Source organism: Spirochaeta lutea, from assembly GCF_000758165.1.
Classification (GTDB): Bacteria; Spirochaetota; Spirochaetia; order DSM-27196; family Salinispiraceae; genus Spirochaeta_D; species Spirochaeta_D lutea.
In genome coordinates, this window is record NZ_JNUP01000023.1 from 183166 (window position 1) to 208431 (window position 25266).

The 25266-nt window shown below is 47.3% G+C and carries 24 protein-coding genes; 18 read left to right on the forward strand and 6 right to left on the reverse strand.

Going from position 1 to position 25266, the window contains the following annotated elements; translation table 11 throughout:
* Positions 1-6: 6 nt before the first annotated feature.
* From DC28_RS16130 to DC28_RS02970, 3 genes are all read left to right on the forward strand, one after another.
* Positions 7-486 (forward strand): bactofilin family protein, encoded by a 480-nt coding sequence (locus tag DC28_RS16130; protein ID WP_081941842.1) that lies wholly within the window; start codon positions 7-9, stop codon positions 484-486.
* Between the two features lie 304 nt (positions 487-790).
* Positions 791-1318, forward strand: a complete 528-nt coding sequence (locus tag DC28_RS02965) for a YaaR family protein (protein ID WP_037545598.1) — start codon at positions 791-793, stop codon at positions 1316-1318.
* Positions 1319-1382: 64 nt separating this feature from the next.
* A complete protein-coding gene (locus DC28_RS02970) occupies positions 1383-2264 on the forward strand; it encodes a PSP1 domain-containing protein (protein ID WP_037545600.1) in 882 nt (293 codons plus the stop codon).
* Positions 2265-2392: 128 nt separating this feature from the next.
* On the opposite strand, the gene DC28_RS02975 is transcribed toward DC28_RS02970, so the two are convergent.
* Genes DC28_RS02975 through DC28_RS15135 form a run of 3 tightly spaced genes read right to left on the reverse strand, consistent with a single transcriptional unit; the run spans position 2393 to position 7004 of the window.
* Complete coding sequence (locus DC28_RS02975) at positions 2393-4474, reverse strand: ABC transporter ATP-binding protein (RefSeq protein ID WP_037545603.1); 2082 nt, start codon at positions 4472-4474, stop codon at positions 2393-2395.
* Positions 4471-6231: an ABC transporter ATP-binding protein gene (locus tag DC28_RS02980; protein ID WP_037545605.1), complete on the reverse strand. Its 1761-nt coding sequence runs from the start codon at positions 6229-6231 to the stop codon at positions 4471-4473. Before DC28_RS02980 ends, DC28_RS02975 begins: the two co-directional genes overlap by 4 nt.
* A complete protein-coding gene (locus DC28_RS15135; protein WP_052078374.1) occupies positions 6225-7004 on the reverse strand; it encodes a lysophospholipid acyltransferase family protein in 780 nt (259 codons plus the stop codon). The genes DC28_RS02980 and DC28_RS15135 overlap by 7 nt, the downstream gene beginning before the upstream one ends.
* A gap of 163 nt (positions 7005-7167) precedes the next feature.
* Between DC28_RS15135 and rpsT the strand changes: the two genes are divergently transcribed.
* From rpsT to DC28_RS03025, 8 genes are all read left to right on the forward strand, one after another.
* Positions 7168-7431, forward strand: a complete 264-nt coding sequence (gene rpsT, locus DC28_RS02990) for a 30S ribosomal protein S20 (protein WP_037545607.1) — start codon at positions 7168-7170, stop codon at positions 7429-7431.
* Between the two features lie 76 nt (positions 7432-7507).
* Positions 7508-7810: an HU family DNA-binding protein gene (locus tag DC28_RS02995; RefSeq protein WP_037545616.1), complete on the forward strand. Its 303-nt coding sequence runs from the start codon at positions 7508-7510 to the stop codon at positions 7808-7810.
* 135 nt (positions 7811-7945) lie between these two features.
* A complete protein-coding gene (locus DC28_RS03000) occupies positions 7946-8689 on the forward strand; it encodes a response regulator transcription factor (protein ID WP_037545619.1) in 744 nt (247 codons plus the stop codon).
* Positions 8686-8907 carry a tetratricopeptide repeat protein gene (locus DC28_RS03005; protein ID WP_037545621.1) on the forward strand — a complete coding sequence of 74 codons (222 nt, stop codon included), beginning with the start codon at positions 8686-8688 and terminating at the stop codon, positions 8905-8907. Before DC28_RS03000 ends, DC28_RS03005 begins: the two co-directional genes overlap by 4 nt.
* 62 nt (positions 8908-8969) lie before the next feature.
* Positions 8970-9386: a bactofilin family protein gene (locus DC28_RS03010; protein ID WP_037545623.1), complete on the forward strand. Its 417-nt coding sequence runs from the start codon at positions 8970-8972 to the stop codon at positions 9384-9386.
* Positions 9387-9396: 10 nt separating this feature from the next.
* Positions 9397-9897: a CinA family protein gene (locus DC28_RS03015; protein ID WP_052078375.1), complete on the forward strand. Its 501-nt coding sequence runs from the start codon at positions 9397-9399 to the stop codon at positions 9895-9897.
* Positions 9898-10079: 182 nt separating this feature from the next.
* Positions 10080-11729: a transcription termination factor Rho gene (gene rho, locus DC28_RS03020; protein ID WP_408020224.1), complete on the forward strand. Its 1650-nt coding sequence runs from the start codon at positions 10080-10082 to the stop codon at positions 11727-11729.
* 62 nt (positions 11730-11791) lie between these two features.
* Entirely contained in the window at positions 11792-12037 is a 246-nt protein-coding gene (locus tag DC28_RS03025; RefSeq protein ID WP_037545801.1) for a type B 50S ribosomal protein L31, read from the forward strand.
* 129 nt (positions 12038-12166) lie between these two features.
* Here DC28_RS03025 and lnt read toward each other — a convergent pair whose 3' ends face one another.
* Positions 12167-13828 carry an apolipoprotein N-acyltransferase gene (lnt, locus tag DC28_RS03030; RefSeq protein ID WP_081941846.1) on the reverse strand — a complete coding sequence of 554 codons (1662 nt, stop codon included), beginning with the start codon at positions 13826-13828 and terminating at the stop codon, positions 12167-12169.
* Between the two features lie 103 nt (positions 13829-13931).
* Here lnt and DC28_RS03035 point away from each other — a divergent pair, with 103 nt between their 5' ends.
* The 7 genes from DC28_RS03035 to aat all read left to right on the forward strand — a co-directional run bounded on the left by DC28_RS03035 (position 13932) and on the right by aat (position 22281).
* Positions 13932-15092 (forward strand): galactokinase, encoded by a 1161-nt coding sequence (locus tag DC28_RS03035; RefSeq protein ID WP_052078376.1) that lies wholly within the window; start codon positions 13932-13934, stop codon positions 15090-15092.
* Positions 15093-15169: 77 nt separating this feature from the next.
* Complete coding sequence (gene surE, locus DC28_RS03040) at positions 15170-15943, forward strand: 5'/3'-nucleotidase SurE (protein WP_037545630.1); 774 nt, start codon at positions 15170-15172, stop codon at positions 15941-15943.
* Positions 15944-15956: 13 nt separating this feature from the next.
* Entirely contained in the window at positions 15957-16628 is a 672-nt protein-coding gene (locus DC28_RS03045) for a tetratricopeptide repeat protein (protein WP_037545632.1), read from the forward strand.
* On the forward strand, positions 16612-18795 hold the full coding sequence (locus tag DC28_RS03050) for an NHL repeat-containing protein (protein WP_156104553.1): 2184 nt from the start codon (positions 16612-16614) through the stop codon (positions 18793-18795). The genes DC28_RS03045 and DC28_RS03050 overlap by 17 nt, the downstream gene beginning before the upstream one ends.
* 9 nt (positions 18796-18804) lie before the next feature.
* The gene (gene clpS, locus DC28_RS03055; RefSeq protein ID WP_037545635.1) at positions 18805-19116 is read left to right on the forward strand and encodes an ATP-dependent Clp protease adapter ClpS; all 312 of its coding nucleotides are present in this window, start codon (positions 18805-18807) and stop codon (positions 19114-19116) included.
* Positions 19117-19118: 2 nt separating this feature from the next.
* Complete coding sequence (gene clpA, locus DC28_RS03060) at positions 19119-21533, forward strand: ATP-dependent Clp protease ATP-binding subunit ClpA (protein WP_037545638.1); 2415 nt, start codon at positions 19119-19121, stop codon at positions 21531-21533.
* The gene (aat, locus tag DC28_RS15140) at positions 21523-22281 is read left to right on the forward strand and encodes a leucyl/phenylalanyl-tRNA--protein transferase (protein WP_081941849.1); all 759 of its coding nucleotides are present in this window, start codon (positions 21523-21525) and stop codon (positions 22279-22281) included. Before clpA ends, aat begins: the two co-directional genes overlap by 11 nt.
* Positions 22282-22389: 108 nt before the next feature.
* On the opposite strand, the gene DC28_RS03070 is transcribed toward aat, so the two are convergent.
* Positions 22390-24057 carry a nucleoside kinase gene (locus DC28_RS03070; RefSeq protein ID WP_037545641.1) on the reverse strand — a complete coding sequence of 556 codons (1668 nt, stop codon included), beginning with the start codon at positions 24055-24057 and terminating at the stop codon, positions 22390-22392.
* A 4-nt stretch (positions 24058-24061) separates the two neighbouring features.
* On the reverse strand, positions 24062-25222 hold the full coding sequence (locus DC28_RS03075; protein WP_052078379.1) for an HD-GYP domain-containing protein: 1161 nt from the start codon (positions 25220-25222) through the stop codon (positions 24062-24064).
* Between the last annotated feature and the right edge of the window lie 44 nt (positions 25223-25266).

Consider the following 25266-nt stretch of genomic DNA (forward strand, 5'->3'; position numbering starts at 1 on the left):
CCCCACATGTCTGATGTTATTCCCGAAGAACAGATTGTAAATTCGATTATCGGACCCGGTAGTAAGTTCAAGGGCGATATAGTTGTCCATGGACTCATACGGATTGATGGTGATTTTAGCGGTACCATAAAAACCAAGGGTAAGATTCTGGTGGGCCAGTACGGGAGAGTGGATGGCGCCCTGTCGGGACGTATTGTGGTGGTTGGTGGTATAGTACGGGGTAATATTTACGCTGAAGGGAAGGTAATTATTCTCGCTGACTCTGTAGTGATCGGAAATATCCATTCCCCCAGAATCGTTGTGGAAGAGACAGGCATACTGCATGGTCATTTGGTCATCTCGGGTGTCCGTAGGTCTGATACACCGGCGTATCCTAAAAGCAAGGCTCAATCCGATGCCAATAAAAAAAGCCGGTCAATGGCAACATCTGAAGAAAAAAAGCATGCTGAAAAACGGCGGTGGAAGGTTTTTTCACCCCGGGAGTAGAAGTAATTACCAAGTCTGGTAAGGGGTTCCGCGTTCAACCGGGTCCCGCGGTCGAAAGATGTAACCATGCATCGATTGAGCCGACGGGTTCTGGGGGGCGTACTTTTCCCACTCTTGCGCATTCCACTTGCATATAAATTTTCAATTGGCTTAGTGATCAAAAACTTTTCTTAGTGCGCAAAAGGTTGTAAACTACGCCAGATATAGCGGAGCAACCGAGAATTCGACCCATGGGTGGTGTCGTCGGGGTGAAGAGTTACAACCTTTTGCGTGCTATAACCGGTTTTCCGGGAGGGTGTTTGTCATGGAGAGAATTGATGGGGGTCCTGGGCAGTTTTTATTCCGGCCAGATGTACCCCATGAGACGGAAAAGAAGACAAAAAAGAAGGGTGAGACGCGGAAAAAGTCGGGTTTTTTTTCCCTCGTTTCTCGTCCGGACGAGCATGAATTAGAATCCTTTGATTTATTACCTTCGGAATTAAAAGCTTCCATACAGGCAGCTCCTTCTCTTGATGCTTGGCTTTCTGGGACAATCGATACCATTCATACCCATGGCGATGCCTTGGCAAAATATCCAAGCAGAGAAAATCTCGCCCTGTACCGGAGGGCAGTCTCCGATTTTTTGAAGGTAATTGCAAAACGTACCTACCGTGCGGAAGATAATCTTGGTCATCGATCCTTGGTCGACCAAAAAAAATACACCGTTATTAAGCTCGTTGATCAGAGGCTAGAAAAACTTGCACTTGGTATTCTCCAAGAACAGCGTGGGAATCTTCAGATATTAGCTCAGATCGAAGAGATAAACGGAATGCTCTTTGATCTTCTCCAGTGAAACATTGATTTTTATCAACAATCCTCTATAATCAAATTTACAGAAACCAAACCAGGAGAAGCGGATGGAAGAACGATGTGGTCCATGTGCTTCACTATCAGAGAATCAGCAAAAAGCAGTCAACTGTTGGCTTGCAAAGCTTGATCATACAAGTGAAGGGTTCGTATTGCGCCCCGAGGATGGGATAGAGTTTTCCCGGGGTGTTAGAATAGTTGTGCAAAGTAAATATGGTCTAGATATCGGTACGATTCTCGGCCCGGCTTACTGTGACCGAAACAACGAAGAATCCCTAACCTTTGTACGGATTGCTAGTGAACAGGATATTAAAGAGTATGAGTCTTTCCAAGAGAAAGAGGAGAATGCAGAAGAGGTATTTCGAAAGAAGGTTGAAGAACATAATCTAGAAATGAAGCTCGTCTCCGCGCATTATTTGTTGGGTGAGCATAAAATCTTATTCTTTTTTACCTCTGAACGGAGAGTTGATTTCAGGAATTTGGTGCGTGACCTCGTTGGTATTTTCCATGCGAGAATTGAACTTCGTCAGATTGGAGTCCGTGATGAGTCCAGGATGGTGGGGGGGCGCGGAGTGTGCGGGCGCTGTCTCTGCTGTAATCAGGTCTCGGATAATTTGCAGCCTGTATCTATCAAGATGGCAAAGATTCAAAGCTTGTCCCTCAACTCAACCAAAATTTCCGGCCCCTGTGGCAGATTGTTATGCTGTCTAGCCTACGAATACGATGTTTATCAAGAAGAGCGTCGAGGATTGCCGAATGAAGGGCAGTGGTTATACTCCGGGGAGTTTCGTTACCGAATAGGTGAGGTGAACATCCTTGCAAAACGATTACTCGTATTTAGCGGAGATGGAAGATGTATTTCTGTACCAACTTCGGAGGTGAAGTATGATACACAAAAGAGACAATGGATGAGCATCGGTTTATTGGAGTAGCATGAGGATGGTTACTCCTGAGATAGTCTGGAATATGCTGCAAACTACACCGATATGGCGGGGTTACCCTGGGGCGGCACCGGATCTGGCATACCAATGGGCAAGGGTACAACGCTTTTGCCCACTAGTTACTCCTTAAACTGTAGTTTATACAAATTACTGTATAGGCCTTTTTGGTTCAGAAGCGACTCATGCGTTCCTTCCTCGGCTATGGAGCCCTTGGCGAGAACAAGAATATGATCAGCATCCTTAATAGTTGATAGCCGGTGAGCGATGAGTATGCTGGTTCGGTTCTGCAAAAGGGAGTTCAGGGCCTGTTGGATGCGGAGTTCGGTCTCTGAATCAATGTTAGCAGTGGCTTCGTCTAGGATAATCACTCGTGGATCCTGAACCAGGATACGGCCGAATGCCAGGAGTTGCCGCTGACCGGTTGAGAGATTTGTTGCTCCTTCGCTGAGAACCGTGTCGAGTCCATGAGGGAGCCTTTCGATGAAATCCTTTGCTTGTACCGTCTCAAGGATGTTCCAGAGGGTCGCGTCGTCCACCGTATTTCCCAGTAGGAGATTATTTCTAATGGTATCGTTAAACAGGCTGATATCTTGCTGAATCGGCTGGATGGCTCTGCGTAGCGATGAAAGTTGGTAGTTTTGCAGAGGAACACCGTCAAGCCAGATTGTTCCGGAATCTATATCCCACATCCTGGTCATCAGGTTTGCAATGGTGGTTTTTCCCGCACCGGTGTGCCCCACCACTGCAATCCGTTGACCGGGGGATACGGAAAAGCTTAGGTTTTTCAGCACAGGTTCATCAGGCTTATAGGAGAAGCAGACGTTTTCGAAGCGTATTGCCCCCGCGATTCCTGAAGGGTTTATGGGTGTACCGGAGTCCTGAATCTCATCTTTTTGATCCAGGAAGCTGAATACCCGTTCTCCCCCGGATAACGCTGATTGAAGAATGGTGAATTTTTCTGACATATCCATCACGGGCTGGTAAAACCGGCCAACAAGATTAACAAAGGCGACTAATATTCCCAGGCTGACCATGCCGTTGAGAAATAGCAGCGCTCCAAAAAAGATGCTGGCACCAGTGGAGAGGGTTGAAAGAAAATCTACCGATGGACGGAATACTGAAAATACATACATCTCTGACAGGTTTGCACCAAGCAGGGAGTTGTTCTTTTTATTAAAGATTGACCGTGCCCATTGCTCCTGTACGAACGCGTGAATTACGGACATTCCGGCGATATGCTCCGATAAAAACCGGGTGACCTCGGAGACCCAATGTCGAACATTCCGGTAGGCGGATCGAGCCTTCCGACGAAAAAGTAGGGTTAATACCAGAACCGGTGGCAGAGTAGCAATTGTAATAAGGCCAAGCTCTCGGTCCATAAGGAGTAGGGTCGTAACAACCCCCACCATCAACGAAATATCCTTTAGCAGACTGGTCAGGACCGAGGTGAATAATTCATTGATCGTCTCGACATCATTGGTAACCCGGCTGACAAGAGTGCCCACAGGGATGGTTTGAAGTGCCCCCAGGCGTTGTTTAGTAACATGTGAAAAGAGCTGAATCCGGAGGTCTTTCATGACGTACTGCCCGGACTTTGCGGTAAAATAGACCTGCCCGAAGGTAAATAGTAAATTGATTACCAATAATCCCAATAACAGGAAGACCTTTGACCTCAGATTTATATGGTCCTGACGCCGTAATAGTGTTACAGCTTCTTCCGGAAGGGATTCCAATGCTTCAAGCAAGATTCCACGGTTATCTGAGACGGTTCCAATTGTTTGTAACCCATACAGCTCTATTATTTCCTCGGTTTCCTCGGATAATGTAATAGGAATTACCTGCCGCAGAATTTGGTCGCCATCTGAGAGGTCTGGGGCCAGAGAAAAATCACCCCAACCGGCCAGTAATTCTACATCTTTTCTGGGTATAAGGATGTGGGACCCTAGATTGTACATTTTCTGTTGAGAAGTACGACCGGCATTCTCTATTTTTCTAAGAATATCTTCGGCATTTCTTTCACTGGGTACCGTAAGAGCATCGTATTGTGGATATAAATCCTCATCAATAGCGGACTGAAGGAGGACCGGGATAAACAGTTCCGCCACGGTCGCGATGATCAATGAAACAAGAGCTAGAGTAGCTATCTTCCAGTAGGGCCTAAGATAGGATAGTAGTCGGGTAAAGAGAGCGGAATCCTTCATAGCTGAGCCTCGGTATCATCTTCTGACTGCTGGAGATTATAAATATCTCGATAGTAACAATCCTTCCTGAGGAGTTCAGCATGTGACCCCTGGTGAGTAATGGTACCCTGCTCAAGCACGATGATTGTATCGCTGAGGCGCAAGGCGTTTACACGATGACTGATCATAATGGTTGTTTTTCCTCTGCGGATAGCCATTATGTGGGAAAGAATATGTTCTTCTGTCTGGGCGTCTACCGCACTGAGGCTATCATCTAGTATGAGGATGTCGGGGTTGCTCATGAGCCCTCGGGCTATGGCTATGCGTTGTTTTTGCCCCCCGGAGACGGAAATGCCGCGTTCACCGATTTGGGTTTCAATACCCTCCGGAAACTGGTCAAGATCCTGTTGAAGCCCGGAGATCGCTATGATCTTATTGATATGCTCTTCACTCACCGAACCACGTTCTTCACCCAGGGAAAAGAGTATATTATTGCGAATGCTATCTGAGAATAAAAAACTATCCTGGGAAACATACCCAAAGCGTTTTCGGAGGGAGCGGGGCTCAACATTGCCGTAAGGAGTCGAATCTATCGTAATCTCGCCATCACATGGTTCTACCAATCTGAGAAGCAGGCGGATGAGGGTGGTCTTTCCAGATCCTGTCGGTCCGAGAACCCCGAGGGTTTCACCAGCGTTAATCGACACTGAAATATCCGAGAGTACCCGCGTCTCGTTGTACTCTGCACAGACCTTGGACAACACCATGCTCTGGGAAAATGGTTTGCATTCGTCAAGCAATCCCTCATCGGTTGTGAACTCGGGGGCTGCATTCATGATTTCTTGCACTCGTATGAGGCTTGTCTTCCCCCTTTGAAGAAGATTAACGGTAAAACCAGCCCCTAACATCGGCCAGATGAGCATCTGAAGGTAATTCAGGGTGGCGACAAATTCTCCTGGTGACAGGGAGCCGGAAATCACCTTTCCTCCACCTACCCAAAGGAGGATGAGGGTAGTTAACCCGGATAAAAATGTTACCAAGGGGAATAAGAATCCCCATACCTGAATAAGACGGAGATTCTGAATCTGGTATTGATCGTTTGCATCGGCAAATCGTTTTATAAAGTACTGCTCTTTTACAAAGCCTTGAATCAGCTTGAGGTTTGCAAAGGTCTCCTGACTTTGACCGCTTAGTCGAGAAAAACTCTCTTGTACTGCTCTGAATAGAGAACCAATAGCCTTGCCTAGTCCGAGAACTAAAACCGTTATAAAAGGAAGCGGAATGATGGTAAATAATGCCAATTCGCTGTTCTGCTCAAGCATGATCACGAGAATCGCAATGGTCATGAATACCCCGTCGAAAAACGCAACCAAACCCATACTGGTAGCCATTCTGATCTGGTGAAGATCATGGGTGCCCCGGGCCATCAAGTCGCCGGTGTTATGATTTTGGTAATAAGAATCGCCCAACAGCGTCATGTGTGAGAAAAGGTCGGCACGTAGTTCGGTTTCAATACGACGGGCTGCACCATGAAGCCAGAACCTCCAGCCAAACCGGCCGATACCGATAACTAAGGCAAGTAGTACCATGAACACCAGGGGCCTCATGAGGTCGGCGGGTGAGAATGAGCCCTGGGCTATTGTATCAACCATGCGCTTTATGTACTGAGGAATAAAAAGTTGGCCCCCACTGGTAATGATGAGGCTTATGAGGCCGAAGAGGTAGCTGAGTCGATGACGCTTTAGATAGGGGGCAAGGGCAGAATAGGTCTTTAGCATCCATGAGTCCTGCTGGAGAGCTGTTCACTGATCTTGTCTCTGGCTGAGGTTAGCAGCCTTGTAATCTCTTTTTTTCCGGACACGGGGGGATGGGTTGATACCGGGGTAACGGTGTAAATAATCTTGGAACCGCGCCGTAATTTGAGGAGATGGGAAGCCTGGCTGCCACCATCTACCGCGAGCACAACCACGGGAAGTGAAATACTGTTCATGAGTATCCGCGCGGCGCCTGCATTAAATGCCCCAAGTTCTCCGGTCGTGCTTCGGGTCCCTTCAGGGAAGATAATAGGGGAATACCCTTGGGTGTATGATCTACGGGCGAAGGATTTAAGATCTGCAGCAGTCTTCTGAAGATTTTTTTTCCGATCGATAAGGGCATGTCCCCCTTCCCGTAACACGAAGCTCGCAGCGGGAAACCATTTGCCCAGCTCCTTTTTTGCCACGAAGCGGGTTTGAATTCTCGGGAAGGCTACGATTACTGCTATAATGTCTATGAGACTTTGGTGATTTGAAATCACCATGAATTGTGTTCCGATTTCTGATTCATGATCAGCTACAAAGGAATTCAAATTTCGTCTATGTCCATTGTAGTTGAATACAAGTTTTAATCCGAGATAACATTCAGCGAGTTTTAACAAATTTTGGGCGTAGCCTACGGTTAGATTATGTATATTTTTTTTGAGCGAACGGTTAGCAAATACCTTTAGCACCATGAGTTGAAGCTGCCAAATACAAAGACGGAACACCACCAGTGTCAGAAATAAAACACCCACGATTGGCTCCTTTGAAAGAGATTAGAATGACGACTACTCTAAACATTCTTGTAAAAAATGAAAAGTAGGTACCCCTAGTTAAGTCTCTTAAGTATTGACAGTAAAAGACTTATCTGGTAGCGTTGGCCACTATCTTAGATCAAATGACCACGGAGGTTGATCCTTGGCTAACAAAAAATCAGCTGAGAAACGGCATCGCCAGAGTATTGAACGGCGGATGCGTAACAGAAAGGCAAAAAGTGAAATCCGTACTGTTGTCCGGAGATTTACTTCATTGGTAGATTCGAAAAAGAAGGATGAGGCTGAAAAAGAATTCGATTCAGTCAAAAAATTTCTCGATACAGCATGTCAGCGCGGTATTCTCCATAAAAATACTGTCGCTCGGAAAAAGTCGCGTTTAGCAAAAAAGCTGAACTCTTTAGCGTAATGGTATCACCACTGGTGCGTATTATGCGTGCCAGTGGCGGTGATATCGTACGTTTCTTTCGCTAAGGAGGTGCTCGGTGCATGGCGGTAAGCTAACCAAAGCAGAAATAGTTGAATCAATTTCGGAGACCTCAGGTCTGACAAAAAAGCAAATACACTCCATAATCGACCTTTTTCTCCAACAGCTAAAAGATTCATTGGGACAAGATAAAATAATAGAATTTCGCGGTTTCGGAACCTTTGAAGTGAAAACCAGAAAAGGCCGTGATAGGGCTCGAAATCCAAAGACCGGACAAACAGTGAGTGTAGAAAACCATGGTGTTGTAAATTTCCGCCCCGGTAAAGATCTGAAGGATGCCGTATGGAGCCTGAGAGATTAAGCTCTATGATGCTATAAGGTATTGTAGCGATTATACAGGAACTCCTAACTAGTCGGAGGATTATACTCCGAGTTACAATAACCACGTTGACATCCGTACGGATGTGGGTGAAAATAAAATCTGAGGGATATACGGGTGCAAAAAGAAAAAATCTTAATTGTTGACGATGAACAGATAAACCTCGATTTTTTTGATGTTATGCTTTCTAAGCTTGGGTTCCAGGTTGAGCGAGCCGAGGACGGTGAAGAAGCCTTACAGATGGTAAAAACCGTTCATCCCGATCTGATAATTTTGGACAATATCATGCCCCGACTTTCGGGATGGGAAGTAACCAAAGCATTGAAAACTGATCCGGGATACGAGGATTTCAGAGATGTACCGGTTATTATGTTTTCTGCCATGGATGATGTCAAAGACAAGATCGAGGGGTTCGAACTCGGGGTTGAGGATTACATCACCAAGCCCTTTAACTTCTCTGAGGTATTAGCCCGGATTAAGGCTGTTTTGCGCAGTAGAGACCTAACCCAGCAGGTGTTGAAGCGGGAAAAGAGAATTTCTCTGGTTGAAAGTTTGAACAAGTCCCTGGTGTTTTTTACCAAACATGTTAAACAGCCGGTGCAGGACCTGCTTGACGCAGCAAAAACCCTTAAGACTGATGATGAGAAGGCGGTTGAAGCCTTTGTCGATATGGTAAAATCAGAATCTGAGGAGACTCTTGCTACCATCAGCGGCCTTGAGGAACAAATTAGTGATTTATTGGCTCAGGGTGACCAGATGAAAGAAGATGAGTTGAGCGTAGAGAGTCTCGAGCGGAAATACGAAAAGCATTTCAAAGCCTACAAAGAAAAAGCGAGGAATCTCAACGAGGTTACTAAATGATAAGCGAAGAAAAGCGCCAGGTTTTAGATTTTTTCGCACAAGGCAGGCGTTTTTATAAGCTTATGCAATTCGAGGATGCAAAAAAATTGTTTGCACGCGCCCTGGAGGTTGACCCGGAGGATGGGCCTTCCAAGGTGTATTATGCCCGCTGTAAGCATTATATTGATAATCCACCACCTGAAGATTGGGATGGTGTGTTTGTTATGAAAACAAAATAGCTGTGCTTCCCTATAATTACGCGTTATGAAAGCCCTTAGAGTACTAAAACATATGGAATTTTATGGCAACATCCTTTGATACTTCAGCATTACAACATACCGTCACGAGAATTGGAAAAAATGCCGTGTTATCCGGCACCCTACGATTTTCTTCTTCCATGAGAATTGAGGGTACTGTAAGCGGTACTGTGGTGGCTGATGGCTTTTTGTATATCGCCCAGGGAGCTGTTGTTGAGGCAGAAATCCTAGGGACGAATATAGTAGTCGCGGGTACGGTCCGAGGAAATATTTCAGCTACTGAAAGGGTAGAATTGCTGGAGACCGCATCCATGCAGGGAAATATTAGGGCTGCCAAAATCCGAATCTTGGATGGAGTGGTGTTTGAAGGTAGGTGTGAGATGATCGACCGTAGTGATTCGGTTGATATTTTCGCTACACCTGTGGAAGATTTAAAGCAGTCATTAAAACCAAGAGAATAATCAGGTAGGTATGAAGGCTCGATTTGAAAAACAGATTGATGAGCTTTCAAGGGATGTAGTGATTCGGCTTGGCCAGATTGATAAATCCCTAATGGTAGCCGAATCCTGTACTGCCGGACTTCTCGGGCACAGTATTGCCAGGACCCCTGGGGCATCAAAAATCTTTTGGGGTGGATTGATCGTATATTCGAATTCAGCTAAGCAGATTCTTGCAGGAGTGGATCCAGAAATTATTCAAGGATCTGGTGCTGTCTCTGAGGAGACTGTGGATGCTTTATTACATGGACTGTTACAGCGATTCCCTATTGATGCAGCCTTGGCTGTTAGCGGAATTGCAGGTCCTGGCGGCGGAACGCCGGAAAAACCTGTTGGCACGGTTTATATCGGGTCCATCTGCCGGTGGCTCGATGAAAAAAAATACATACAACGCTGTAGGTTTGAGGGAGAACGAGTGGAAATTCAAGCTCAAGCCGTAATTGAAGGGATGAAGCAGCTACTCACCATGCTGTAGAAAGGTGATCTTGACCTGGAGTTCCCGTAGGAGTAGTATTAGGAAACCACTCACATGAGAGTCCTAATCAAAGCTTCCAAATACAAATCAGCAAATTACTTCAGTGGAGTTAGCCCATGCCTATAATTCGCAGAAAGCGAAATGTTGACGAACAACAAGAAAAAGACCCGGAGGGGGAAGTAGTGAATGATTCTGAAGAGCAGGATACTTCATCAGGAGATGAACTAACCGGAAACCAAGATATTCAGAATAATCGGCAATCCGATGAGGATCAGGAAAAACCTGCCAAGAAACGGATTTATGCAACCAAGAGGAACACTTCAACTGAAGGTTCTGATTCATCAGAGTCTAGTTCTGATAATGGGAACAATGGTAACCATGACAATAAGCAAAACAGGGGCTCCGACTCGCATAGAAAGAAAAGCCGGAAAAAGAAGATAAAGGTAGAATTAAAAGAGTCATCTGAATCTGCCAATGAGGGCCCCGATGCTTCACAGATTATTAGCGGTACGGCTAATGAATATGGCGGTTTCGATCAAGATCAAGGTTCCTCGAACAGCAAGGCCATTAGTATCAATGAGCTGATTTGGATGAGTATGAAGGAACTCAGGAATGTAGCTACCCAGATGGGAATAAGCCACGATAACCTGATGATACTGAAGAAACAAGAAATTGTTTTTGCCATCCTCAAGGCTCATACGGAACGAAACGGCACTATTTATGCCTATGGTTCCTTAGAAATACTTCCCGATGGATATGGGTTTTTGCGCTCGCCCCAGAACAGCTACTTACCCGGCCAGGATGATATTTATATTTCTCCAAGTCAGATTCGGTTATTTAATCTTAAAACCGGTGACACGGTGTATGGCCAGATAAGGCCTCCGAAGGAGGGCGAACGATTCTTCGCCATGCTCCGGGTGGAATCGGTAAACTACGATAATCCCTCGGTGGCACAGAGCCGGATCCCCTTTGATAACCTAACACCCCTATACCCGGATGTTAGATTGAACATGGAAACAAAATCAGGTGAACCTTCAACACGCATGATTAACCTGTTCTGCCCCATCGGTAAGGGGCAACGTGGATTAATTGTTGCACCTCCAAGAACAGGAAAGACCGTTCTTCTGCAAAAAATCGCCAACGCGATAACCGAAAATCAGCCCGAAGTTTATTTAATCGTATTACTTATCGATGAACGGCCTGAAGAAGTTACCGATATGCAACGGAACGTAAATGCCGAGGTGATTTCTTCAACCTTTGATGAGCAGGCAACACGTCACGTACAAGTAGCAGAGATGGTACTGGAGAAAGCAAGGCGTTTGGTTGAGCATGGACGGGATGTTGTAATATTACTTGATTCTATTACCCGATTAGCACGTGCCTACAACCAGACCGTTCCCACATCAGGAAAGATCCTCTCCGGAGGGGTTGATTCCAACGCCTTACATAAACCAAAACGGTTTTTTGGTGCTGCTCGTAATATCGAGGGCGGCGGGAGTTTAACGATAATGGCAACCGCCCTGGTGGAAACCGGAAGTAGAATGGACGAGGTCATTTTTGAAGAGTTCAAGGGTACCGGTAATATGGAGATTAATTTGGATAGGAAACTTGCCGAACGGCGATTGTTCCCCGCAATTAATATTAAGCGATCCGGTACCAGACGTGAGGATCTTCTCTTAACCGAAGAAGAGATTAACAAAATGTGGGTTCTCCGTAAGGCAATTAACCCCATGGACGATATAGAAATACTGGAACTTCTGATTGACAGAATGAAAAAAACTAAGAATAATGAGGCCTTCCTGCGTTCCATGAATACTGGTGCAGGAGAGTAATGAAAAAAACGCTCTTTCCCGGCATGGTTTCATCGAGTACGGAGGGGAGCAAGGAGAAGAGTATGAAAGAAGGAATACATCCCGAGTATCGTTTTGTTGTATTTAAGGATCTTGCGTCAGGACATATGTTTTTAACCAAGTCCACCGTACCAAGTAATAAGACAGTTAAGTACGAAGATGGAAACGAATACCCTGTTTTTGAGGTGGAAATCTCCAGTGCTTCCCACCCATTCTTTACCGGGAAGCAACAGCTGGTAGACACCGCTGGACGTGTAGAGCGATTTAAGAAAAAATACAATATCAAATAATACCAGCGGTACGGCTGAGTTACTCAGTCATACGCCGTACAAGAATCACTGGGATTCAGGGAAACCGTCGGGAAAAACCGGCGGTTTTTTTATTGCCCTGAGATGGGGTGGGCGGTGGAGGACTGCATCTCAAGGGTTATCTACGGAGACGGTGGGCTCTCTTCGCAGAAGGATGCTAATCCAGACGACATAGATGAGTACCATGGAGAATACATCCCCGTATCTGGTGTGCAATGTCATGACAGGGTCGTCCTGAATATCTATACGCAGAGAATCACCTCGTGCCTCAAACATAGGGGCCGTGAACCTGATGTCACCTGTGGTATCGATGTAGCTTGTGACCCCCGAATTGGTGGAGCGGAGCATCGGCCGTCGTGTTTCAATAGTGCGGAACCGGGCGGCGGCTAGGTGTTGCGTTTGTGCGGCTATCGTTTTTGACCAACTATTATTGGTTAGATTAATAAACAAGTCCGCGCCGAGAATGGTCTGTATTCGAGTAACAGGAGAAAATGAATCTTCAAAACAGATGGGTGTACCAGCCAGGATCCGGCCGCTGCTGTGCCTGATGGAAAGGGGCTGATAATCCGGGCCGTGTGCCCACCCCGAGGATGGAAGGCCTACTACGTCCTTCAGGAAATTGGAAATGAAAGGTAGTTCGGCCAAGGGAATATGCTCTGCAAAAGGAATAAGCCGGCGTTTGCCGTATTGCCCCTCTGATACTATGCCTTTATCATTCGTAGTGGAGAGAATGGTTGCGCCGTTCATGTATCTTGGACCAGTTAGGCTATTAGGAGCATTGAGGGGTGCTCCGGTCAATAATGGGGCGGGGAGCTCCTGGATAAATTGGCTGAAGGGTTTTGAAGCGGGGATATCATCCGCATGACGAAGCAGTGTGTTGAGGACATAGGGGATGCTCGTTTCACTCCAGGTGATAACATGGGGATTCCATGGGTATTCAGGGAAGGGGAAGGACGAAAAATTCATGGGTCGCTTTTGGAGGGATTCGAGGGTAAGATTCTGAATATCCTCCAGTGCAGCAGCCCCGCTTCCTCGTTGCCATGAGTCTTGATTCTGTTGAATGAGTACTGCATCAAGAAACTGTGTTGATTCTATACCCCTTTGTTGATTGATACGATACAGACCGTACCCCCAAAACAGTACCCCTAGTATTACCCAGAAAATCCATGTGCGAAGATGTAGTGCTCTTGAATTCTGATTTGAGGTATGTGCGGCCACGGTGGATACAACCTGCTTTGTATAATATGAATCAAGAGTGGAGAATATCAGGCTCTGAAGTAGAACAATGAAATAACTTACTAAAAATACCCCGCCTACATCGGCTATTTGGATGATGGGAAGGATTGGAGCTAATGAATATCCAGTAAGATTCCAAGGAAACGCAAGGTACCCGATAGAGCGGAGGAACTCGAAGGATACCCATACAGCGGGAATGAAGAAAATTCTAAAGGGTGATTTGGTCTTTATAGCATTCCCAAGAAGAGGAAAAAAAACGGCATAATAGGCGGTATACACCAACGAGACTCCGCCGAGGGTCCAAATACTGAAACTTCCAAAATTCGAGAGCCAATAATAATGGGTTATACTCCATAAAAAACCGAAAACAGCTCCCATACCCGGAAGATGTTCCGAATCAATTTCCTGTATAGAAAAAAAGAGTGGGATTAAGGAGACGAGTCCGATAAGGGTAGATCCATAGGGTAGCAACGGATTCGGCATCGAAGCTGCATATACGATAACTGATGCAACAATAGAAAGGATGTGTCTATGCATTGGCTAATCATACACTGAGAGATGATGAGAAAAAAGGGTTTTTATTGCTAACTTGATCCTTTTCAGATAGTATAGTTGAAAGGAAATTCCCAGGGGGACCGCTTTGGAGCGCCAGTTGATAGAGTTACATCGCGAGGAATTCGGAGAGGAGCCATCTGCTGTGGCATCTGCGCCGGGGGTCGCCTTTCTCTTAGGTGAGCATACCGAGTTTTGCTCTGGTATGGCAATTGGGTTCGGACTGCCTCTGCGTTCATGGGTGGCGGTGAGCCTGAGGAATGATTCCAGTTTGCGTTTTTATTCTCCGGGACCCGGAGAACGAAAAAGAAGCAGCACCAGCAATCTCAAATACAAGCGAGAGGATCGTTGGGCTAATCATCTGAAGGGTGTGCTGCTGGGGTTAAGCAATGCAGGCTGCCCGATTCAGGGTCTAAACATATCCTTTTTGGGTACAATTCCCCAGAACAAGGGGCTGTTTAGTTCCGGAGCGCTTTGCCTATCACTGGCTAGGGCCGTTTCTGATGCTATGGGGTTTGATATCTCCGACCAGCAATTGATCCAGGCTGTCGTATTTGCCCAAAAAAACTTTTCCTCGAATTATGTTTCACCGTTGGAGATCTATACAAGTTTATACGCAAAAAATCATGAACTTTTAGTACTTGATCAACGGAACTTTAGCAGAACCTATGTTCCCTACGAGTTCAACGGAACTCAGATGCTTCTCATAGATACCCAGGTGCCACAAAGCGATTTCGAAGAGGATCTTGAAGAGAGAATAGAGGTCTGTCAGGAAGCAACCCGGGTAATAAAAGAACGAATTCCCGGGGGTGATTTGAGGAGCGTGACAACCCGGGACTTTCGTGTTTCCCTTGGGGCTGTTTCAGAATCTGTACGAAGGGTATCGATTCATGGCAGTAATGAGCATGCTCGGTTCGTCGAACTGTCCCACATGATCGGTGAACAGAATCTTACTCTTGCTGGGAAGATTCTAAACAGATCCCAAGAAGACCTTCGGGACCTGTTTGAAGTATCTTGTCCGGAGGTGGACTGGATATCAAAGCATACCATTGAACTGCCCGGTGTCTATTGTACTCGGTTGACCGGGGTCGGTATTGCCAGTTGTGCAATAACCATTTACGATTCAAAGGTTCACCAGGAGCTTATCACCAGACTAGAGGAGTACGAGCGTATTTTCGGTTTTCATCCGGAATTACATACCATCTATCCGAGTATGGGACTGATAGTGCACCGGTCTCCTGGTGGGTGACCGCTGAATGCTCCCCTTGGGGTTAGGGTGGGACCTGCCCATTCCCGGGGGCGTAGTGACCATTTCAGGGAGGGGAAATGACCATTTTATTAACAAACGACGATGGGTTCTTTAGTCCCGGCCTAAAAGCAATGAAGCAGGCATTGTTATCCCGGCCAGGAATAGCAGAATCTGATATTTGGATTATAGCTCCGGATGGAGAGCGTAGTGGTATGTCCCATTCCATTACGCTGAAGGATCCGATCAAAGCAAAGGAACTTTCTTTCCAGGAATATGCTATTTCGGGTTCTCCTGCTGACTGTGTAATTACCGCAGTTTTGGGAATATTGCCCCAACCTCCCGATATCGTATTCTCCGGAATAAATCTCGGACCAAATCTAGGTACTGACATTACCTACAGCGGGACCGCAGCTGCAGCACGGCAAGCGGCCTACATGGGAATCCCCGGGGTTGCATTATCGTTAGTAAGCTACCGGGAACCCTTTCATTTTGATGGGATTGCGGAATTCGCAGCGAAGAATCTGGAAGTGTTTATAAAACACGCCGATGAGCAGCATTTTTTGAATATCAACGGACCGAATACTCCTCATGAGTTCACCTCCCTTGAGGTAACCCATCCCTGTCGGAGAATGTATAATGATAAGATGATAAGCTATAAGGCTCCTCGGGGGGACACGTACTGGTTCCTTGATGGCTCTCCCATTGAGGATATTGATGATCCCGGTTCGGATTGGGATGCGGTAAAGCGGGGGGCTCTCTCTATAAGTCCGATTCATCTTCATCCTCTCAACAATGAAATTGATAAGGATTACGAATCAACCTTTGCATTAAAAAAAGAGGTGATTGGCTAACCCCGGAGGCTCCATGAGAGAAGGAATACGGCTTTACAAGTTAGGTAAATACCGGGAGGCATTGGAAAATCTACGGTCCGTTAAGGTGGCTGAGCGGGATTATGCCGAACTTTCTTATTTTCTGGGGTTATGCTATACAAAACTAGAGCAGTTCGAGGAAGCCCTGCTGTATCTTGAACAGGTCGTAACCTCCGAACTCGGCTTCGCCCAGGTATACCAAGCCAGGATGATACTGGCCTATATCTATGCACTAACCGAACGGCATAGACTGGCTGAATTTGAGCTTCAACGGCTCATAGAGGACGGGTATGATTCGGTTCAGGTACATGCTGCCCTTGGCTATGTTTTGTATAGAGAAAAAAAACATGCAGCTGCAATAAAACAACTTGAATCAGGGTTGGCCATCGATCCCGCAAATCCCACCGTGCTAAACACCCTGGCTTTCATAATGGCCGAGGAGAATATTAGGCCTGGGGCCGCCCTCAGTTATGTTCGCAGGGCTTTGGTAGCGAAACCTGATCACCCCGCGTATCTGGATACCCTGGGATGGGTGCTCTTTCGGATGGGTGATTTCAAGGAGGCTCTGGAGCATCTACGTCGCGCCAGGAAGGCTTGGCCGGAAAATCAGGAAATTAGGGACCACATTAGGAAAGTGATGGAACGTAATAATGAAACCCAACGTTAACTCCAAGGCAAGGTCTTCGTACTCAAGAAAGGGGATGCTCTTCCTCCAGATTTCCCTTCTATGGGCTGCTGTGGTCTTTCCCGGATATTCCCAGGATACTCCAGGTGAACAAAATCTCCCCGATCTTAATTATGATCGAATCCAGGCAGATAGTGCCTTCCGGGATGGCGTTTTATGGTTACACCGAGGAAGGGTGAATGACGCCATCCTCTCATTCCAGCAGGCACTGAGTTTTGATTCCGCTGATACCTTAGCTCGGACATGGTTAGGGAGGGGATATCTCCTGGGAGGATATAACGAAGCCGCCCTTAGGGAGTTGCAACAGGTTTCAGATGCCGGTTCCGGTGGGATTGCGTTAGAATCCCTTATTGAAACCCTAGAGTTACGGAGAGGTTTTGTTCGGGAGGTACCCGAGGATACGGCGTTCTTTCCCTTGGCAAGTTTTTCCCTTAGATTACCCGGGGGTGGGGGGACGGCGCAGCTGGGTTCACCCCAGGGAGACTCCCAACAACCAAGGACGCTGCCGCTTCCTGGCGGGATAGCAATTCGTACCGATGGGTGGTACTGGGTTGCCAATGTTACCGGTAATTCAATCCAGCTCTATGATGCAAACGGCACCTTGCGGAGAAGTATCACCGGGGGGCTACAGGGGCTGCAAGGGCCGCTGGATATAATCTCCCTAAGTGAACCTATTCTTGGTGTGACAAGTTTTCGAAGTGATGAGATTGTGCTGATAAATAGCGATTCCGGGGCGGAGATCATGCGAATGGGAGAGCCGGGTATCGGACCGGGTCAGCTCATGGGGCCCCAGTTTTTAGCCTATGATCCTGAGGGGTATATTTTTGTAAGCGACTACGGAAACCAACGAATTCAAAAATTTTCCCTGGAAGGTGAATTTTTATTCAGTATAGGCGGTGTTCCCGGGTTAGATGTTTCTTCTTTACGATTTAATCGCCTCCATGGCGTATTATGGTATGAGGATTCGTTATGGGTCCTCGACCGAGAAGGGTCTACCGGCGTGTTATATGAAATAGACGGAAGCGGAAATGTGTTAAGTACCTTCCGGGACGATCGGCTACAGCATGGGGAGGGATTATCCGTCTTCCCTGGAGAGGAACCTGCCTTTTTAATAACAACGAGGACCACCATCTACCGCTGGGATCCGGTAAACCGGCTGCTCTCGGAGGTGTACCGTGCTCAGGATGAGGATGCACGCTTTTTTAAGTCGGGAATAGATCCCAATGGTAATATTCTGATAACTGACTCATATTCCCGGCAGGTCTCTATTGTAAGCCGGCTTTCCGGCCTCTACTCGGGGATTCATGTACAGATTAATAAGATCAATGCTGATAATTTTCCTAGGGTGACCATTGATTTTTCTGTGCAAGATCGTCTCGGTAGGCCTGTGTTAGGTTTGGATACAGCCAACTTTTTCCTAACCGAGGCCGATTCACCGGTGGAGAATCCGGAATTAATCAGTCGGGGGTATCAATTGCCGTACATCAGTACTCAAATAATCCTTCCCCCCCTTCAAGATCCCCAGGGTGAGCCTGTAAAATCCTATATAGAAAGCCAGGTACAGTCTTTATTCTCCACACTCCAGGGATCGGACTCCATGGATCTCATTCTCGGAGGAGAAACACCTACGGTTGTTTTAGAGTCCTCGGATTCTGATCGGTCAGCCCGGCTGCAAAGGATCGATTCCCTGGTATACCAGGGGCGAGATGCCTTCGATCTTGGGGTACGGTTAGCTGTAAACCGCCTCATACGACAGGATGGGATTCGCCACCTCATATATCTGAACACGGACACAGCCTTCCCGGAGGATGCTTTTTCAACCTACGGTATCGAAGAACTCCGAGGATACATGGTCAACAATGAGGTCGCCTTCTCCGTGGTCAGTGGTGATGAAAATGCTATCGACCCCGCATTAGCCTACCTTGTTCGGGAGACCGGAGGATCCTTTTTTACGCCGAGTGAGATAATGGATGCAAATCGAGTTAGAAATATCCTTGCCGATGACTATCCAGGGCGATACATTTATGAATACAGGAGCCGGTTGAATAGTGATTTCGGACGAAGGTATCTTCCTGTTGAGGTGGAGGTGCGGTATCTTACAAAATCCGGGCGGGATGAGGCTGGGTATTTCTCGCCTCTGATTTTTTAGGAGAATTTGGTGAGTACGGAGCATCAGGATCAACACATAACAAAAGAGAAAACAGAACATCGCATTAAAACGCCTGATCAATACCGGGTGATTCTATTAAACGATGATTTTACTACCATGGAATTTGTAATCCAGGTTTTAGTACAGATATTCCAAAAAAATGCAGTGGAAGCCACCAAAATTATGCTAGCTGTTCATGAACAGGGCCAGGGTGTGGTGGGCATCTATAGTTACGATGTTGCCTATAGCCGAGCCAAGAAGGTTGAAGAGTTAGCACGAGAACATGAATACCCCCTGAGATGCAGGGTGGAGAAGGTTTAGGAATGCAGATTAGCAAAGAAGTTAATGATATCCTCCTGGCTGCCTACCAGGAAGCAAAAATTAAAAAACATGAGTATATGACCCCGGAGCATATTCTTTATGCTGCGGTGCACTTCCCCTATGCACGGAAGGTAATTACCTATTCGGGGGGCAATTCTGACGAGTTGCTCATTCTGCTGAAAGATTACCTTGAGAAAGAGGTGCCTATTGCCGAGGGTGCCGATCCGGAACAGTCCTTCTCGTTCCAACGGGTTATGAACCGGACACTCCTCCGGGTTGATCATAGCGCTAAGGATTCCATCGAGACTGGAGATATCCTCGTGTCGCTCTTCGAGGAAGAGGAGAGTTACGCCTCGTATTACATGAAAAAGGTAGGGGTGAAGCGGGTAGATTTATTGGATGTAATTTCCCATATCCTCGGAAGAAGCGAACAGGAGATGGAGGACCGGGACTCGGGTGAAATCGGTGATGATTTGGAATCCGAAGAGGACTTCTTGGAGGGTGATGACGATGAATTCTCCGAGAACGGGGAGGATGATCTTGACGCTGGTCAGACGACCACAACCACCCCTTCCAAAGCTGAGAAATTATTGCGTAAGTATGCAACCGATATGGTTCACAGGGCCTCGGAAGGCACCTATGAACCCCTCATCGGCAGATCGGATATTTTAGAACGAACAATGCAGGTGCTGTGCCGCCGGTTAAAGAATAACCCGGTACATGTTGGCCCCCCTGGGGTTGGTAAAACGGCAATAACCGAGGGGTTGGCCCAGGCGATAGCTGGAGAGATGGTGCCGGACCTGTTAAAAGAATATGAACTCTGGTCCTTGGATCTTGGAGCATTGGTGGCGGGAACACGCTACCGAGGAGATTTTGAGGAGAGAATAAAGAAGGTATTGCAGGCTGTTGAGAAAAAAAAGAAGGTCATACTGTTTATTGATGAGTTGCATATGCTTGTTGGAGCCGGAGCGGGTAGCGGCGGTGCAATGGATGCAGGGAACCTCCTAAAACCGGCCCTGGCGTCCGGGCAGGTTCGAATCATTGGCGCTACAACCCGGGAGGAGTACCGTAAGTTCATCGAAAAGGATCATGCTCTTGCCCGGCGATTTCAAGCCATAGAGGTGCTAGAACCAAGCCAAGCGGAGACCATCGAGATTCTAAAGGGGCTGCGTGAAAAATATGAAGACTACCATAATGTTACCTATCCGGATCAGTCTCTTGAATTGGCAGTCCGGCTATCAGCTCAGTTCATTAACGAACGGTATCTGCCGGATAAAGCAATTGATGTGATTGATGAATGCGGTGCGCGGATAAACCTACTGCATTTCAAGAAGAATGCCTCGGAGGGTCAAGATGAACCCGGGGCAGATACAGACTCCGAAGACTCCATAGCATCCGAGAATGCCCGGGAGCGCCTGGGACGGGTTGAGGTTTCTACCGGAGACGTTGAAGAAGTAGTGGCCAGAATTGCCAAGGTCCCACAAAAATCGGTCACAGTAGCTGAAAAGCAACAGTTGAAAACCCTCGAGTCTCGACTTTTGTCACGGGTTTTCGGACAGGATAATGCAGTGCACCAGGTCGCAGAGGCTGTGAAGCGGTCACGTGCAGGGTTTAGAAAGGGAAGCAAACCGGTAGGAAATTTCTTATTTGTAGGGCCTACGGGTGTCGGAAAAACCGAGTTGGCACGAGCCCTTGCTGGTGAGATGGGCGTAGAACTCATCCGCTTCGATATGAGTGAATATCAGGAAAAACACACCGTGAGCAGGCTCATTGGTTCTCCCCCGGGATATGTCGGATACGATGAGGGCGGCCTGCTAACCGAGAGTATACGCCGGAACCCCCATGCAGTATTACTTCTGGATGAGATTGAAAAAGCCCACCCGGACATATTTAATGTCCTTCTTCAGGTAATGGATTACGCTACCCTTACAGATAACAGTGGGCATAAAGCGGATTTTAGAAATATTACAATCATATTTACCTCCAATGCCGGAGCCCGGGATATTGGTAAGAATCTCATCGGCTTCGGCGATAGGCAGGTTGATTCCCAGGCTATTGATTCGGCCGTACAGCTAACCTTTAGTCCGGAATTCAGGAACCGTCTGGACAAGATTGTACAGTTTTCCCACTTGAATCGCGATATTTTACTGCGGATTATACGAAAAGAGGTTCAGGAATTCTCCGATCTCCTTGCATCAAAAGAAATTGCTCTAACCGTAGATGATGAGGTATTTGATTTTCTCGCTGATAAGACAAAAAGTAGGGAATACGGTGCCCGGGAAGTTGAGAGGTTAGTGGACGAAGAAATCCGTGGAAAGTTTATTGATGAGATTTTATACGGCGACCTTCAAAATGGCGGAAGTGTGACCATATCTGTGAGGGAGAATAGCCTGGTAGCAGACTATAATGGACAATAGTTTCCCCTATCTCACCGCCGATCAACGAATTCAGTTCCCGGATCCCGGGCCTGCGTCCAGGGATGCACCGGTTTGTTACGGCGCTAACCTCTCTCCCGGGGTGCTCTTGTCTGCCTACGAACAAGGATTATTTCCGTGGTTTTCTCAGGGGGATCCTCTCCTATGGTGGTGCCCTGACCCACGGTTTGTCCTCTTCCCGGAGAGTCTTCGAATCTCATCCAGACTAAGGCGTTACATGAAGTCATCTTCCTGGCGAATTACCGTGGATCATAGCTTCGAGCAGATCATACGTCTTTGTCGGAGTACGCGTACCCATACCGGTACATGGATAACCGATGAGATGCTCGATGCCTACGTTCATCTACATACCCTCGGGGTTGCGCATAGTATTGAGGTTTGGGAGGGTGGTAGCCTGGTGGGAGGTTTATACGGGGTTCATACCGGAAGGGTTTTCTCTGGAGAGTCTATGGTCTCGTTGAAACCGAACAGTTCAAAGTTTTCCCTGGTATACCTAACCAGAATCCTCCCAAGATTGGGAGGTGTAGTGATAGACGCCCAAATGGAAACACCCCATATACGAGCCCTGGGGGGGGAGTATATTTCTAGGAAAACGTTCTTGGGATTGGTCCATACCGAATCTACTGTCCATGGCAGCGGGGGGGCTATCAATAGATCAGCTGAATTACCCGGGGAGGATTGGTCATACTGGGAGGATCGAGAAATTACTGTTCCTGAACTGTTAACTTAGTGCGCAAAAGATTGTAACATTGCACCCGGGCGACACCACCCATGGGTGGAATTCTTGGTTGCTACACTATATCTGGTGCAGGTTACAATCTTTTGCGCTCTCTATTAATCAGTATTTGAATACCGATCCACCGATGAACTCCCGAAGGATGGCTTGATCGGGTACGAACTCCCGTTGAACAGGCAGGAAAAATGCGAGAATTGCCAACAGACGTCGCGCTTGGGCATAGTGTACGGATCCTGGTTTCACCTCACGGAGCAGGGCCTCGGCCATAGGTTTGAGCGCCCCTAATTCATAATCGGCTGCAGAGTTAAAAACACGATCTGCAGAGTTTTGAAAGGGAAAAATATTCCTATTTTCGCCCCGCCTGACTGAAGGCCACATCCCAAGGGTGGCCTCTGCATCATGAGACCTATAGCGGTAGTCACGGACGAGCCGTCTAATCAAGCGATTATCGGTGGTGGAAATACGATGTTCCTCATCTAGATTAATCTGCGTGAGGGCTGAGACATAGATTTTGAACTTCTGATCCCGTGGAATCTGGGAAGTGAGCTCATCATTGAGTCCATGGATCCCTTCGATAATGAGGATCCCGGATTCAGAAAGTTGCAGCGGACGCTGTTTGAGGATTTGCTTTCCTACCTTGAAATCGAAGGTTGGTAAAAAGACTTGTTCCCCTGCAAGTAATGCCAGTAGAGAGGTATTTAACAGCGGTAGATCAATAGCATGTACACTTTCAAAGTCAGGGTTCCCATGGCTATCCAGGGGGGTATCCTCCCGATTCACAAAAAAGTCATCAAGACCAATGGTCTGGGGCTGCAGTCCTTGGGACCGTAGTTGAATGAAGAGTTTTTTCGCAAAGGTGGTTTTGCCCGAGGAGGATGGGCCAGCGATGAGTACTACCCGCACCCCATCTTGTGCCTGGGCTATGTCCCGGGCAATAGCGGCAATCTTATTATTCTGAAGAGTTTCGACAACCCAAATAAATTCCTTTATCCCCCGTTTTTTAATTAATGCGTTCAGCCGTCCGGCAGTATGTACCTCCAGGATACGACCCCACTGTTGATATTCTGTGAAAATATCGGTGAGAAACGGGATATCCTCGAACCGAGGAAGCCGACCGGGAGATTCCTGAGGAGGGAGGTGAAGGAGAAATCCGTTATTATACGGAGACAGACTGACAGCGCTTACTTGTCCGGTGTGTAAGGGGATTGGACCTAAGGAGAGTTCAAGATAATCACCCAAGACCATGATACTCACCGAAGGCTCATTGATATAATCCAACAGGAGTACTGTTTCATCCCTGCCCCTGGTTTTAAACTCTTTGATGGCTTGCTGGTAGGGAAGATCCTTTTTTTGAAATGGTCGTTGTTCCCCAATGAGTCGGTGTACCTGACCTTCCAGGTCTTTGATTTCTTGTACAGACAGGGGGTGTTGTACCGCAGTGAAAAAAAGACTGCTTCCTATGCTATGGCTAAGCCGGTACTTAGCACGAGGGTAATGAGTATCTAAGCAATGAAATACCAAGAAGCTGGAAGCCTGTTGATTGATCCGATATCCATCATCATGGAGAATAGAGATTCCTTCAACCACACCCGAATGATCAACATGGGTTCGAAGATCGACAAGCTCGCTGTCGTATTTTGCTGCCAGGATCGGTGGGGCCGGTGTGGGTATAGCTGCGGTTTGAGAGGTTATAAACTCATCCAGGGTGGTGCCGTGAGGCACCTGAACATCAGTATCCTGCCAACGAAGGGTGTGAGTAACACTATCCATGACACTAGGAAATTTTGGTTTTCAGAACACGCGCTTCTTCGACATTTAAGGAGCGGACTATTCCAGCCCCCTCCTTTGCTGTGTCTACCAGGGGCATTTCTGCGAATACCTCGTTGCTTCCGGAGATGAGCAGCTTGACCACCGGTGCCTTAGGTCGTTCAGGATTGGTCTGAACAACCATTCCCTTTGCTCCGCCGTTTATTTCCACGAAGGTGCCGAGGGGATAGATAGATAGATTCTGAATGAGTGCCCGGAGAACAAGCTCATCGTAGCGTTTGCCACGGTTTTTTAACAACTCGAGAATGCTGCTATGTCCATCAACGGCCTGACGGAAGGGCCGTTCGGAGCTGAGGGCGGCATAGGAGCTGACCACCCCGATGATTTTAGCATACAGGGAGATTTTATCTCCTGTGAGGCCCCGGGGATATCCGCTTCCATCCATATTCTCATGACTTTCCAGAACACCGAGGCAGACGCTCATGGGGTAGCCCTCAGCCTTGAGCACCTTAAAACCCAGAAGCGTGTGAGCCGTGATAGCCTTACGTTCCTCTGGAGTCAGGGGCTTATCGGACATGTATATTTTCGGGGGAAGTTTTACCATACCGATTTCATGTAGCAGGAGAGCGGAGCCCAGTTCGATGAGACGATGGTTTGGCAGTTTTAGACTCAAGCCGATGGTCGTCCCGATAATAAGGGATTTTACTGAGTGGAGTACCAGGTAATTTTTCCCAGGGTAGTCCATCTCGGTAATTCGTACAATGTATGAACGGTTCTCCCGGATAACCTCAATGGCATCGCGCACCCGAGAGCTGACATCCTTTACGGGGAGTTCGTTCCTGGTTACAAAACTTGTAAAGAGCTTTTCGGTAAAATCGGCAAGGCTACGGAACTCCTGCGCTGCTTCCTCAAATAGTGCCTGGTCTTTTAGCTTGTGCTCCAGGGTATTCCCGGCTAAGCCTTCACCGGCATTCGCTGTGTTGATGCTGTCTTTATCGGTTTGGTCGCCGTCACAGTACACATAGTCGTAGTCCCACTCGGCAAGCAGAGAAATAAGATCGTCGGTTATAGGAACCTCGGGACTTAGAAGGATATATTTTTCATCGAGATAAGCCGGTTGAGAAAAGTGCTTCCCAGGCTGCAAAGTGGTTATTAGGTGTTCTTTCATGATGTCATCATACCTCTCGGCTCCATGCGATCTATCTGGTCGAA

What these genes read in the sequence shown, in the direction of transcription:
- DC28_RS16130 (WP_081941842.1), top strand. Translation starts at nt 7, where the DNA reads ATGTCTGATGTTATTCCCGAAGAACAGATTGTAAATTCGATTATCGGA.
- DC28_RS02965 (WP_037545598.1), top strand. Translation starts at nt 791, where the DNA reads ATGGAGAGAATTGATGGGGGTCCTGGGCAGTTTTTATTCCGGCCAGAT.
- DC28_RS02970 (WP_037545600.1), top strand. Translation starts at nt 1,383, where the DNA reads ATGGAAGAACGATGTGGTCCATGTGCTTCACTATCAGAGAATCAGCAA.
- DC28_RS02975 (WP_037545603.1), bottom strand. Translation starts at nt 4,474, where the DNA reads ATGAAGGATTCCGCTCTCTTTACCCGACTACTATCCTATCTTAGGCCC.
- DC28_RS02980 (WP_037545605.1), bottom strand. Translation starts at nt 6,231, where the DNA reads ATGCTAAAGACCTATTCTGCCCTTGCCCCCTATCTAAAGCGTCATCGA.
- DC28_RS03005 (WP_037545621.1), top strand. Translation starts at nt 8,686, where the DNA reads ATGATAAGCGAAGAAAAGCGCCAGGTTTTAGATTTTTTCGCACAAGGC.
- DC28_RS03010 (WP_037545623.1), top strand. Translation starts at nt 8,970, where the DNA reads ATGGCAACATCCTTTGATACTTCAGCATTACAACATACCGTCACGAGA.
- DC28_RS03015 (WP_052078375.1), top strand. Translation starts at nt 9,397, where the DNA reads ATGAAGGCTCGATTTGAAAAACAGATTGATGAGCTTTCAAGGGATGTA.
- DC28_RS03025 (WP_037545801.1), top strand. Translation starts at nt 11,792, where the DNA reads ATGAAAGAAGGAATACATCCCGAGTATCGTTTTGTTGTATTTAAGGAT.
- lnt (WP_081941846.1), bottom strand. Translation starts at nt 13,828, where the DNA reads ATGCATAGACACATCCTTTCTATTGTTGCATCAGTTATCGTATATGCA.
- surE (WP_037545630.1), top strand. Translation starts at nt 15,170, where the DNA reads ATGACCATTTTATTAACAAACGACGATGGGTTCTTTAGTCCCGGCCTA.
- DC28_RS03045 (WP_037545632.1), top strand. Translation starts at nt 15,957, where the DNA reads ATGAGAGAAGGAATACGGCTTTACAAGTTAGGTAAATACCGGGAGGCA.
- DC28_RS03050 (WP_156104553.1), top strand. Translation starts at nt 16,612, where the DNA reads ATGAAACCCAACGTTAACTCCAAGGCAAGGTCTTCGTACTCAAGAAAG.
- clpA (WP_037545638.1), top strand. Translation starts at nt 19,119, where the DNA reads ATGCAGATTAGCAAAGAAGTTAATGATATCCTCCTGGCTGCCTACCAG.
- aat (WP_081941849.1), top strand. Translation starts at nt 21,523, where the DNA reads ATGGACAATAGTTTCCCCTATCTCACCGCCGATCAACGAATTCAGTTC.
- DC28_RS03070 (WP_037545641.1), bottom strand. Translation starts at nt 24,057, where the DNA reads ATGGATAGTGTTACTCACACCCTTCGTTGGCAGGATACTGATGTTCAG.
- DC28_RS03075 (WP_052078379.1), bottom strand. Translation starts at nt 25,222, where the DNA reads ATGAAAGAACACCTAATAACCACTTTGCAGCCTGGGAAGCACTTTTCT.